The 11,579-nt window shown below is 70.8% G+C and carries 11 protein-coding genes; 5 read left to right on the top strand and 6 right to left on the bottom strand.

The annotated features are described in order from the left end of the window. The 4 genes from FUT87_RS24540 to corA form a co-directional block, all read left to right on the top strand. Positions 1-448: iron ABC transporter permease (locus FUT87_RS24540; protein ID WP_147242686.1), on the top strand; the 448-nt coding region annotated here is incomplete at its 5' end. After that, a complete protein-coding gene (locus FUT87_RS24535; RefSeq protein ID WP_147242685.1) occupies positions 445-1,131 on the top strand; it encodes an ABC transporter ATP-binding protein in 687 nt (228 codons plus the stop codon). The genes FUT87_RS24540 and FUT87_RS24535, both read left to right, overlap by 4 nt. 69 nt (positions 1,132-1,200) lie before the next feature. Further along, the gene (locus FUT87_RS24530; RefSeq protein WP_147242684.1) at positions 1,201-2,358 is read left to right on the top strand and encodes a Fic family protein; all 1,158 of its coding nucleotides are present in this window, start codon (positions 1,201-1,203) and stop codon (positions 2,356-2,358) included. Between the two features lie 115 nt (positions 2,359-2,473). Beyond that, positions 2,474-3,442, top strand: coding sequence for a magnesium/cobalt transporter CorA (gene corA / locus FUT87_RS24525; protein ID WP_147240510.1), 969 nt, complete (start codon positions 2,474-2,476; stop codon positions 3,440-3,442). An 8-nt stretch (positions 3,443-3,450) separates the two neighbouring features. On the opposite strand, the gene FUT87_RS24520 is transcribed toward corA, so the two are convergent. From FUT87_RS24520 to FUT87_RS24500, 5 genes are all read right to left on the bottom strand, one after another. Further along, positions 3,451-4,515 (bottom strand): tartrate dehydrogenase, encoded by a 1,065-nt coding sequence (locus tag FUT87_RS24520; protein ID WP_147240511.1) that lies wholly within the window; start codon positions 4,513-4,515, stop codon positions 3,451-3,453. Positions 4,516-4,620: 105 nt separating this feature from the next. Next, complete coding sequence (gene hpaI / locus FUT87_RS24515) at positions 4,621-5,421, bottom strand: 4-hydroxy-2-oxoheptanedioate aldolase (RefSeq protein WP_091724916.1); 801 nt, start codon at positions 5,419-5,421, stop codon at positions 4,621-4,623. A 5-nt stretch (positions 5,422-5,426) separates the two neighbouring features. Further along, positions 5,427-6,878, bottom strand: a complete 1,452-nt coding sequence (locus tag FUT87_RS24510) for an NAD-dependent succinate-semialdehyde dehydrogenase (protein ID WP_147242683.1) — start codon at positions 6,876-6,878, stop codon at positions 5,427-5,429. Positions 6,879-6,970: 92 nt separating this feature from the next. Beyond that, entirely contained in the window at positions 6,971-8,539 is a 1,569-nt protein-coding gene (locus tag FUT87_RS24505; RefSeq protein ID WP_186830395.1) for a UxaA family hydrolase, read from the bottom strand. A gap of 2 nt (positions 8,540-8,541) precedes the next feature. After that, positions 8,542-9,540 (bottom strand): tripartite tricarboxylate transporter substrate binding protein, encoded by a 999-nt coding sequence (locus FUT87_RS24500; protein ID WP_255512009.1) that lies wholly within the window; start codon positions 9,538-9,540, stop codon positions 8,542-8,544. Between the two features lie 192 nt (positions 9,541-9,732). Here FUT87_RS24500 and FUT87_RS24495 point away from each other — a divergent pair, with 192 nt between their 5' ends. Then, positions 9,733-10,716 carry a LysR substrate-binding domain-containing protein gene (locus tag FUT87_RS24495; protein WP_147242682.1) on the top strand — a complete coding sequence of 328 codons (984 nt, stop codon included), beginning with the start codon at positions 9,733-9,735 and terminating at the stop codon, positions 10,714-10,716. On the opposite strand, the gene FUT87_RS29365 is transcribed toward FUT87_RS24495, so the two are convergent. Further along, a partial coding sequence (locus tag FUT87_RS29365) for a hypothetical protein (RefSeq protein WP_222617272.1) occupies positions 10,668-11,579 on the bottom strand: 912 nt, incomplete at its 5' end. The genes FUT87_RS24495 and FUT87_RS29365 overlap by 49 nt on opposite strands.

Raw genomic sequence — 11,579 nt, 5'->3', positions numbered from 1 at the left:
GATGGGCCTGGGCGCGGTGCTGGTCCTGGCCTGCGTGCTGCGTTTCCTGGCGCTGCCCATCGGTGGCGTCGAGGCCGGCCTCGCGCGGCTGCCAGCGCCGCTGGAGCAGGTCGCGCGCAGCCTGGGCGAATCGCCCTGGGGCACGCTGCGACGCGTCCACCTGCCGATGCTCAGGCCGGCGCTGTCCGCCAGCGCACTGCTGGTGTTCATCGACGTGATGAAGGAACTGCCGGCCTCGCTGCTGCTGCGGCCGGCCAACTTCGAGACGCTGCCGACCCTGCTGTACGCCGAGGCCGCGCGCGGCAGCTACGAGCACGGCGCGCTCGCGGCGCTGCTGATCGTGGCGGTGGGGCTGCCGGCGGTGCTGCTGCTGAGCCACGAGCCCGCGCTCGCGTCGCCCGCGGACGACGCGTCCCCCGCATTCATGCCGATGAAGGAGGCGACATGAGCACCCTGGCCCTCGAGGACATCCAGGTCCGGTATCCCGGCGCCGCCGCGCCGGTCCTGCGCGGCCTGTCGCTGGTCCAGCCGCTGGGGACCATCGCCTGCCTGCTGGGTCCGTCGGGCTGCGGCAAGAGCACGGCGCTGCGCGCGATCGCCGGCTTCGAGCCGCTGGAAGCGGGCCGCATCGTGTTGGCGGGGCTGGTCTTGTCCAGCCCGGGGCGGCATGTCGAGCCGGAGCGGCGCGGCGTCGGCCTGCTCTTCCAGGAGATCGCGCTGTTTCCGCACCTGGACGCGGCGGCGAACGTGGGATTCGGCCTGCGACGCCGGCCGCGCGCCGAGCGCGACCAGCGCGTGCGTGAACTGCTGGCGATGGTGGGCCTGGAGTCGCTGGGCGCGCGGATGCCGCACGAGCTGTCCGGCGGCCAGCAGCAGCGGATCGCGCTGGCCCGGGCGCTGGCGCCGTCGCCGCGGCTGCTGCTGCTCGACGAGCCCTTCTCCAGCCTGGACGCGACCACCCGCGACCGCCTAGCCGGCGAGGTGCGCGACATCCTGCGCGCCGCCGGCCAGACCGCGTTGATGGTCACCCATGACCCCGACGAGGCCGAGACGATCGGCGACTGGATCGGCGTGATGGACGGCGGGCGCCTGGTCGAATGGCGGCCGACCCGCGCGGCGGCGGTCCAATAGCGCAAAGCTGCGATTGCGGAAATCGCGCGGTCGCGCAGCATCACGGGTTCCCTCATCACGGAGCACCCGATGCGACGCGGACTCACCGGCACCTATGAATACTCGATCGCTGGCGGCGACACATGCCGAGCCTTCGTGCCGCTGCCCTTGCCGCCGCAGCCTGCGCTGAGCCTCGACGCCGACCTGCAGGAGCGGCTCAATGCCGCCCACCTGGCCTTGGGTCGGCTGGATGGACTTTCGCTGTTGATGCCGGAGACCTCGGTGCTGCTCTACAGCTACGTACGCAAGGAGGCGGTGATGTCATCCCGCATCGAGGGCACGCAGTCGTCGCTCGCCGACCTCTTGATCTACGAGGCGGACGGCGCGCCCGGCTCGCCGCTGGACGACGTGCGGGAGGTGTCCTGCTACGTCGCGGCGCTGGAGCATGGCCGGGACCGCATGCGGCAGGGGATGCCGCTGTGCACGCGCCTGATGAACGACATGCACCGGCGGCTGATGACCCAGGGCCGGGGGCGTGGCAAGGCGCCCGGGGAACTGCGGCGCACGCAGAACTGGATCGGCGGTGCGTCCGCGGCGTCGGCCTCGTTCGTGCCGCCGCCGCCCCATCGGCTCGAGCACTGCCTGTCCGATCTGGAGAAGTTCATCAACGACCAGCCGGAGCGGCATCCCTCGCTGGTGAAGGCCGCGATGGCCCACCTGCAGTTCGAGACCATCCATCCCTACCTGGACGGCAACGGCCGGCTGGGCCGGCTGCTGATCCCGCTGATCCTGGTGAGCGAAGGCGTGCTGCGCGAGCCCCTGCTCTACCTGTCGCTCTACTTCAAGTCGTGCAGGAACGACTATTACGACCTGCTCCAGGCGGTGCGCGAGCATGGCGACTGGGAGTCCTGGCTGTCCTTCTTCGCGACCGCGGTGCAGGTGGCGGCGATGCAGGCGGTGGAGATGACCCTGGCGATCACCCGGCTCTTCACCGTGGACGGGGCGCGGATCCGCCGCGAGGCGCGGGCCGACGAGGACGCGTTGCGGCTGCATCACGCGCTGTTCAGCCGACCGGTGGCACGCCGGGTCGACATCACCGCCTTCAACGGCCAGGACGCGGCCGCGATCGACCGGGGCGCGCGGGTGCTGACCGGGCTCGGCCTGCTGCGCACCGTCTTCGGCACGGCCGGCGAGCCGATCTACGTCTACACCGCCTACCTCGACCTGCTGAACCGCGAAGCCCCTTGAGCTTTCAAGCTGTCGTGCTTTCGCGATCCCGTGCGCCGCCCCTCGGTTTCTCTTGATGCCGCCTTGATGCCATCCGGGCTACGCTCGCCGCAAGCAAGAACGAGAGAGACGCCCCATGCTCATCAACTGTGTCGCCTACCGCGACGGCCGCCGGCTGGCCGATATCCAGCCCGAAGAGATCAGCGACTACGTGAAGCTGCCCGACTGCTTCGTCTGGGTCGCGTTGCGCGATGCCTCCACCGAGGAGGTCCTCGCGATGAAGGAGGAGTTCGACCTGCACGAGCTTGCCGTCGAGGACGCGCTGCACGGGCAGCAGCGGCCCAAGGTCGAGGAGTACGGCGACACCCTGTTCGCCGTCATGCAGACGGTGCAGTTCACGCCGACCGACGAGCTCTGCACCGGCGAGGTGTCCATCTTCGCCGGCAGCAACTTCGTGCTGTCGATCCGCAACCGCGTCGCGCAGAGCCTGCTGGGCGTGCGGGCCCGCGCGGAGAAGGAGCCGCACATGCTCAAGCGCGGTCCCGGCTTCGTGATGTACGCGATCATGGACGCGGTGGTGGACCGCTACTTCCCCGTCATCGAGGCGCTGGAGGCGGAGCTCGACGCGATCGAGGCGCAGATCTTCGAGCCGGGCGTCACCCGCGAGAACATCCGCCGCGTGTATGAGCTCAAGCAGCGCATCACCACCGTCAAGCATGCGGTGTCGCCGCTGCTGGACGCGGTGGGCAAGCTGGTGCGCGGGCGGGTGCCGCCGATCTGCGAGGACACGCGCGAGTATTTCCGCGACGTCTACGACCACCTCGAGCGCATGCAGTCCGCGCTGGACTCCCTGCGCGATACCGCGACGACGGCGATCCAGGTCCATCTGTCGATGGCCACGATCGAGGAGTCCGAGGTCACCAAGCGCCTCGCGGCCTGGGCCGGCATCTTCGCCGCGGCAACCGCCTTCGCCGGCATCTGGGGCATGAATTTCGAGGTCATGCCGGAGCTCAAGTGGCGCTGGGGTTATCCGGCGGCGCTCGGCGTCATCGCCGCGACCTGCGGCGTGCTCTTCTGGCGATTCCGCAAGGCGGGGTGGCTGTAGGCCAGCAGTCAGACGAGCGCCGCGATCGCCTGTCCCATCTCGGTCGTGCTGGCCTCGCCGCCGAGATCGCGGGTGCGCGGCCCCGACGCCAGCGTCCGCTCGATCGCCGCGAGGATCGCGTCATGCGCCTGATGCTCGCCCAGGAACTGCAGCATCAGCGCCCCCGACCAGATCATCGCCACCGGATTGGCGATGTTCCTGCCGTAGATGTCGGGCGCCGAGCCATGCACCGGCTCGAACAGCGAGGGGAAGTTCCGCTCCGGATTCAGGTTGGCCGACGGCGCCAGGCCGATCGTGCCGGTGGTCGCGGGCCCGAGGTCCGACAGGATGTCGCCGAACAGGTTGGATGCCACCACCACGTCGAAGCGCCCCGGCTGCAGCACGAAACGCGCCGACAGGATGTCGATGTGCTGCTTGTCCACCGTCACCGACGGATAACCCGCACCGACCGCGTCCGCGCGCCCGTCCCACCACGGCATTGAGATCGCGATCCCATTGCTCTTGGTCGCCACCGTCAGGTGCTTGCGCGCACGCGCCTGCGCCAGCTCGAACGCGTACTTCAGCACCCGGTCCGCGCCGAAGCGCGAATAGACCGACTCCTGGATCACGATCTCCCGGTCCGTGCCGGCGTACATCACGCCGCCGAGGTTGGTGTACTCGCCCTCGGTGTTCTCGCGCACGACCAGGTAATCGATCTCGCCCGGCTTGCGGTTGGCCAGCGGGCAGGGCACGCCCTCGAAGAGCCGCACCGGCCGCAGGTTGATGTACTGGTCGAATTCGCGGCGGAACTTCAGCAGCGAGCCCCACAGCGACACATGGTCCGGCACGGTCGCCGGCCAGCCCACCGCGCCGAAGAAGATCGCGTCCTGGCCTTGCAGCTGCGCCTTCCAGTCGTCCGGCATCATCTGCCCGGTCTGCTGGTAGTAGTCGCAGCTGGCCCACTCGATGGGGGTGAACTCGAAGCGGATGCCGAAGCGCCGGGCGGCGGCTTCCAGCACGCGCAGGCCCTCGGGCATCACTTCCTTGCCGATGCCGTCGCCGGGAATGACGGCGATCCTGTACGTCTTGCTCATGGTCGTGCTTTCGGTCTTGAAATCAACGGAAGTCGGAAGGGCGGACCGTGTGCGTCCGGCCGCCGAAGGGGGCGACCGATCAGCGCGGGCGATCCGCCGTCGCGATCAGTACGGCGAGCCGGTCGGCGCCGGTTGCGGCGGCGAGAGCTCGAAGTCTGCCGCAAGGCGCCGCGTGGCCTGTGCGAGCAGCGTGACGTCGATGCCCACCGCGACGAAGCTCGCGCCCAGCGACAGGTAGTGCCGCGCGAGCGCCGCGTCACCGGTCAGCGTGCCGGCCGCCTTGCCGCTGGCGACGATGGTGCGCACCGCCGCATCGATGGCCGCCTGCACCTCCGGATGCGTCGGGTTGCCGCGATGACCCATCGACGCGGCCAGGTCCGCCGGCCCGATGAACACGCCGTCGACGCCGTCCACCGCGCAGATCGATGCGAGGTTGCGCAGCGCGGTGACCGTTTCCGCCTGCACCAGCACGCAGGTCTCGCCGTCGGCCTCGTCGAGGTAGTGCCGACGCAGGCCCCAGCGCGACGCGCGCGCCACCGCCGCGCCGACGCCGCGCACGCCGTGCGGCGGATAACGCGTCGCGGCCACCACCGCGGCCGCCTGCTCGGCGGTGTCGATCATCGGCACCAGCAGCGTCTGCACGCCGATGTCCAGCAGCTTCTTGATGCCGTCCTTGTCCGCATTGACCGCGCGCACCACCGGATGCGACGGATACGGCGCCACCGCCTGCAGCTGCTGCAGCGTGCTGGTCAGCTCATTGGGTGCGTGCTCGCCGTCGATCAGCAGCCACTGGAAGCCGGCCGTCGCGCAGACCTCGGCGCTGTAGGCCTGCGCCATTGACAGCCACAGGCCGATCTGCGGCCGGCGCGCGGCCAGGGCCTGCTTGAAGGTATTGGCGAAATGCATGGCGCTCATGACAGGCCTCCCTGGCAAACGTACTTGATGTGCAGGTAGTCGTCGAGCCCGTGCGTGGAGCCCTCGCGCCCGTAGCCGGATTCCTTGACGCCGCCGAAGGGCGCCGCCTCGGCGGCGATCGCGCCTTCGTTCAAGCCGACGATGCCGCTCTCCAGCGCGTCGGCGACGCGCCAGGCGCGCGCGATGTCGCGCGTGTAGAAGTAGGCGGCCAGGCCGAAGGGCGTGTCGTTGGCGGCGGCGACGACTTCGTCCTCGCGCTCGAATCGGAACACCGGCACCACCGGCCCGAAGGTCTCCTCCTGCCACAGCAGCATGTCGGTCGTCGCGCCGGTGAGCACGGTGGGCGCGAAGTAGTTCGGGCCGGCGGCGACCTCATCGCGCAGGCGGCGGCCGCCGGCGACCGCGGTCGCGCCGCGCGCCAGCGCGTCCTGCACGTGACGCTCGATCTTCTCGACCGCGCGGGCGTTGATCATCGGACCGATCTGCGAGTCGGCACGGCTGGCCGGCCCGACCCGCAGCGCGCTCACCCGCGCCGCGAGCCGCTCGACGAATCGATCATGAATGCCCGCCTGCGCGAAGACGCGGTTGGGGCACACGCAGGTCTGGCCACCATTGCGGAACTTGGCCGCCATCAGGCCCTCGACGGCCGCGTCGACATCCGCATCGTCGAAGACGATGAAGGGCGCATTGCCGCCGAGTTCCAGCGAGAGCTTCTTCAGCGTGGCGGCCGATTCGCGCGCCAGGTGCTTGCCCACCGGCGTCGAGCCGGTGAAGGTGATCTTGCGCACGCGATCGTCGGCGAGCCAGACGTCGACGACCTCCGGCGTGCGCTCGCGCGACGCGCAGACGATGTTGAGCACGCCCGGCGGCAGGCCGGCTTCGGCGGCCAGCTCGACCAGCGCCAGCGAGGTCAGCGGCGTGTCCTCGGCCGGCTTGGCCACGACGGTGCAGCCGGCAGCGAGCGCCGGCGCGATCTTGCGGGCGATCATCGCGGCCGGGAAATTCCACGGCGTGATCGCGGCGACGACGCCGACCGGCTCGCGCAGCGCCAGCATCCGGCGGCCCGCCACCGGCGCGGGAATGACCTCGCCGTTGGCGCGCGTGGCTTCCTCGGCGAACCACTCGACGTAGCTGGCCGCGTAGGCGACCTCGGCGCGACCTTCGGCCAGCGGCTTGCCTTGCTCCTGCGAGATCAGCGCGCCCAGGCGCTCCTGGTCGCGCAGGAGGAGGTCGTTCCAGCGCTTGAGCAAGGCGGCGCGCTGCTTGGCCGGCACCGCGCGCCAGCCGGCGAAGGCGGCGTGCGCGGCATTGACCGCGGCGCGCGCGTCCTCGGCGCGGCTGTCGGGCACCTCGGCGATGCGGCCGTCGTCGGCGGGATCGACGACCGGGAAACGGTCGCCGGCGGCCGCGTCGCACCAGCGACCGGCAATGTGGTTCTGCGTCTGCATGAAGGGACCTGGAGGGAAGCGAAGTCAGGACGCGGCCGGCGCCGCGGCGTGGGCGGCGGTCGCGATGGCGCGGGAAGCGGGCGGGCCGGCCATCAACTGACGATGCCCAGGTGCCAGGGCACGAACTCGTGGTCGCCCAGGCCCAGCAGCTCGCTCTTGGTCGGCTCGCCGGAGGCGGCGCGCAGGATGTGCTCGAAGATCTGCCGGCCCATCTCCTCGATGCTCAAGGTGCCGTCGATGACCTGGCCGCAGTTGATGTCCATGTCCTCCTCGAGGCGCGTGAACATCGGCGTGTTGCTGGCCAGTTTGATCGTCGGCGCCGGTTTGGAGCCGAACATCGAGCCGCGGCCGGTGGTGAAGCAGATCAGGTTGGCGCCGCTGGCGATCTGGCCGGTGACCGCGACGGGGTCGTAGCCCGGCGAGTCCATGAACACGAAGCCGTGCTCGTCGATCGGCTCCGCGTAGTCGTAGACCTGCCGCAGCGGCGTGGTGCCGCCCTTCATCGCGGAGCCCAGCGACTTCTCGAAGATGTTGGCCAGCCCGCCGGCCTGGTTGCCGGGGCCGACGACGCCATTGAACTGCCCGTTGTGGCCGCGGGTGTAGTCCTCCCACCAGGCCAGCCGGTCCAGCAGCTTCTGGCCGACCTCGGGGCTGACCGCGCGGCGGGTGAGCATGTATTCGACGCCGTGGATCTCCGGCGTCTCCGACAGGATCGCGGTGCCGCCGTGGCGCACCAGCAGGTCCATGGCCGCGCCCAGCGCAGGATTCGCGCCGATGCCGGAGAAGCCGTCCGAGCCGCCGCATTCCAGCCCGATCTTCAGATGCGCGGCGCTGACCGGCTGGCGCTCAACGCGATTGGCGATCGGCAGCATCGCCTCGACGGCGCGGATGCCGGCCTCGATCGTGGCGCGGGTGCCGCCGGTGTCTTGCATCACCAGCGTGCGCAGCGTCTCGCCGGCCACCAGGTGCTGCGACTCCATCAGGCCGGCGACCTGGTTGCGCTCGCAGCCCAGGCCGACGATCAGCGCGCCGCCGAGGTTGGGGTGGCGCACGTAGCCGGCGATCGTGCGACGCAGCAGGTCGAAGTGGGGGCTGGGCGAGGACATGCCGCAGCCGGTGGTCTGCGCGAAGGCGACGACGCCGTCGACGTTGGGATAGTCCTTCAGCCGCTCCGGCGTGAAGTGCTCCGCGATGCGATTGATCGCCGTTGACGAGCAGTTGACCGACGCGAGGATCCCAATGAAGTTGCGCGTCGCGACGCGGCCGTCCGCCCGCACGATGCCCAGGAAGGTCGCGCGTTCCGCCTCGGGCAGGTAGTCGACCGGCTTCACGTCCGCGCCGAAGGCGGGATCGCGGTGGAACTCGACCAGCGCGATGTTGTGCGCGTGGACGTAGTCGCCAGCCTCGATGTCGCGCGCGGCCACGCCGATCACCGCGTTGTACTTGCGGATCGGCTCGCCCGCGGCGATGCGGCGCGCGGCGATCTTGTGGCCGGCCGGCACCTGCGCTTTCAGGCGCAGGCTGAATTCCGGCAGCACCTGGCCCAGCGTCAGCGCCTGCCGGGCGATCAGCACGTTGTCGTCGGCATGCAGGCGCAGCAGCGGCGAGGCCGTCGCGAGCGCGGCCGCACCGGCGGCGGGGGCGGTGAAGGCGTCGCTCACGCTCAGCCCTTGGCCAGCAGCTCGCGCAGCTTCAGCCGCTCGATCAACTGCGTGTCCTTGCGGTAGGTGGCCTGGATGTACTTCTCGTAGTCGGGCTGGTCCAGGTACATCACCGGCGCATCGATGCGGTCGCAGACGGCGATGAACTCGGGGTCCGCGGTCGCTTTGCGGAAGGCGTCGCGCAGCCGGGCGACGATCGCCGGGTCCATGCCCTTGGGCGCGCCGATGCCGTTGGGCGCGTCGACGACCAGGTCGTAGCCGGATTCCTTCAGCGTCGGGACGGCCGGGAAGTCCTTGGTGCGGGTCTCGCCCCAGGTCACGAGCAGGCGCAGCTTGCCGGACTTGACGTGCGGCGCCCACGAGCTGGAGTCCGCCACCGCGTCCACCTGGCCGCCGAGCAGGTCCTGCAGCGCCGGCGCACCGCCCTTGTAGGGGATGTGGTTGAGCTGGATGCCGGCGAGCAGGTTGAACTCCTCCATGCCGACATGGGTGGCGCCGCCGATGCCGGCGCTGCCGTAGCTGATCAGGCCGGGCTTGGCCTTCGCGGCGGCGACGAACTCGGCCAGCGTCTTCCACGGCGAGTCGGCTCGCACCGCCAGGCCGAAGGTCTGGCCGTTGACGCGGGCGAGGTAGGTCAGGTCCTTGAGCGGATCCAGCTGCACCGTGCGCAGCTGCGCGAAGCGGGTCACCGAGATCGGCACCTGGCCGATCGTGTAGCCATCGGGCTTGGCCGTGGACAGCACTTTGGTGCCGAGCATGCCGGACGCGCCGGCCCGGTTCTCGATGATGACGGTCTGTCCCAGCACCTTGGCCGCGGCCTGGCACAGCGCGCGCATCGTCACGTCGGCGGTGCCGCCCGCGGGCCAGGGGCAGATGAAGGTGATGGCGCGTTCGGAGGGATAGGCGGCGGCGCGCGCGACGCGCGGCAGCGACAGGGCGCTGGCGCCAAAGCCGGCGGCGCCGGCGAGCAGGACGCGGCGGCGGTCCATGCGGAAGGTCATCGTTGTCTCCTGGCTCGGGATCGAGGTCTGGCTCGGGATCGAAGGCGGGGCCTGTCGCGCCATTTCGCTTCGTTTCGCGTCGTGTCGCGTGGGCTCTTTGCGTCGCATTGTGGGCATCCGGTCCATGCGGCTCAATTGAAGAACTGGACAGGCTTCATGCCGGAAACGGCATGAAGCCTAAGATGCGCGCCCATGAGCCAGATCGACCGCGTCCTGCGTTCCAACCTGAAGCTGCGCCACCTGCAGATGCTGGTCGCGCTCGACCAGTTCCGTCACCTGGGCCGCGCGGCGGAGTTCCTGTCGCAGACGCAGCCGGCGGTGTCGAAGTCGCTGGCCGAGGTCGAGCGCATGTTCGGCCTGGCGCTGTTCACCCGCTCCACGCGCGGCACCGAGCCGACGCCGTTTGGCGAGGCGGTGGTGCGCTTCGCGCGTTCGGTGCTGTCGGACTACGCCCGCACCCGCGACGAGATCGCCGCCGTGGCCAGCGGCGCGGCGGGACGCGTCAGCGTCGGCGCGATGGTGGTGGCGATGCCGGGCCTGGTGGCCGGCGCGGTGGAGCGGCTCAAGCGCCACTCGTCGCTGACGACGGTGCATCTGGAGGAGGGCGACCTGACGCGGCTGCTGCCACGTCTGCGGGTGGGCGAGCTGGACGTGATCGTCGCGCGGCTGGAGCCCGGCTACGCCGCGCCGGACCTGACGACCGAGCCGCTGATGGAGGAAGCGATGCGCATCGTCGTGCGGCCCGACCATCCGCTGGTCGGCGGCCGCAGGCGGCGCGAGCCGCCCTGGGCCGAGCTCGCGCGGATGCCGTGGGTGATGCCGCCGCCGTGGGCCTCGTCGCGGATCAAGCTGAACCAGCTGTTCTACGCGCAGCGGCTGGACCCGCCGAGCGACATCATCGAGAGCGCGTCCTTCCTGGTGACGCTGACCTTCCTGCGCCAGCGCGGCGCGGCCGCCTTCGTCGCCGACAACGTGGCGCGTTACCTGGCGCGCGAGGGGCTGGCGAAGGCGCTGCCCATCGACGTGCCGATCGAGCTGCCGCCGGTGGGCCTGCTGACGCTGCGCAACCGGCGCGCGACGCCGGCGGCCGAGCAGTTCATGGCCTGCTGCCGGGAGGTCGTGGCGGCTCAGCCGCCCAGGGCGGCATCGCGGAAGCTGTCCAGGGCCAGCTCGTAGTTCATCTCGCCGAGCAGCGCGACCAGCCGGTCGCGATCCGCGTTCCAGCTGTCGACGACATGGCGCCAGGCCGGCGCGAGCGAGCGGGGCTCGGCCTCGTCGTCCGGGATCTCCGCCTCGATCGAGGCCGGCGGCAGGTCCGAGGGCAGCATCAGCCGGGAGGCGACGATGGGCCGGTCGGCATCCTCGTCATAACGCGGGTCGCCGGCGTCGGCATCGATGCCGGGGTCGATGCGCCACCGGCCGTCGGCCTGCACGGTGATCCGCGGGCGCAGCCAGGGCTCATGGGCACGCGGGTTCAGCAGGTGGCAGCTGCGATGGCGGGCGTCCACCACCAGCAGGCTCAGCACCGACCCGCGGCCGTTGGCCAGTTCCTCGACATAGTCCGGATGCTCCGGCGGGCCGTCGACGTCCAGCACGAAGTAGCGGTCGTCCAGCCATTCCCCGGAGCCCGCGATCGAGCAGCCGAAGGTCAGCTCCTGCGGGTAGGGCAGCAGGCGGCCGTCCAGCCAGAGCGCGGCGCCGTAGGGCGCTTCGAAGACGGCGCCGTCCTGCGGGAACTCGGGCAGGCGCCCGTCCTCCCACCAGACGACGGCGCGGTGCAATCGCCCTGGCGCGTCGGCGATGCGGAAGCCGGCGGCGCGCCACTCGGGCCAGGAGGTCCAGACACGGGACTCGACGCGCTCGTCCAGACCCATCGCGCGCAGGTCGCGGCTGCTGGCGTGCTGCAACAGATGCTGTGCGAAGTGCCGCCACATCGCCGGACCGAGCGCGCGCGCGATGGGCTCGGCGTCGCGCAGCCAGTCCAGCAGCAGCGGCACGATCGGCGCCTGGCGCGACCAGAGCGCGTGCGCCGCCACCGA

The organism is Mitsuaria sp. TWR114 (assembly GCF_007997345.1).
Note: the sequence above shows the minus strand (reverse complement) of the source record. Positions and strands in the feature narration are given on the sequence as shown.

What these genes read in the sequence shown, in the direction of transcription:
- FUT87_RS24495 (WP_147242682.1), top strand. Translation starts at nt 9,733, where the DNA reads ATGAGCCAGATCGACCGCGTCCTGCGTTCCAACCTGAAGCTGCGCCAC.
- FUT87_RS24520 (WP_147240511.1), bottom strand. Translation starts at nt 4,515, where the DNA reads ATGAGCAAGACGTACAGGATCGCCGTCATTCCCGGCGACGGCATCGGC.
- FUT87_RS24500 (WP_255512009.1), bottom strand. Translation starts at nt 9,540, where the DNA reads ATGACCTTCCGCATGGACCGCCGCCGCGTCCTGCTCGCCGGCGCCGCC.
- FUT87_RS24510 (WP_147242683.1), bottom strand. Translation starts at nt 6,878, where the DNA reads ATGCAGACGCAGAACCACATTGCCGGTCGCTGGTGCGACGCGGCCGCC.
- corA (WP_147240510.1), top strand. Translation starts at nt 2,474, where the DNA reads ATGCTCATCAACTGTGTCGCCTACCGCGACGGCCGCCGGCTGGCCGAT.
- FUT87_RS24530 (WP_147242684.1), top strand. Translation starts at nt 1,201, where the DNA reads ATGCGACGCGGACTCACCGGCACCTATGAATACTCGATCGCTGGCGGC.
- FUT87_RS24535 (WP_147242685.1), top strand. Translation starts at nt 445, where the DNA reads ATGAGCACCCTGGCCCTCGAGGACATCCAGGTCCGGTATCCCGGCGCC.
- hpaI (WP_091724916.1), bottom strand. Translation starts at nt 5,421, where the DNA reads ATGCATTTCGCCAATACCTTCAAGCAGGCCCTGGCCGCGCGCCGGCCG.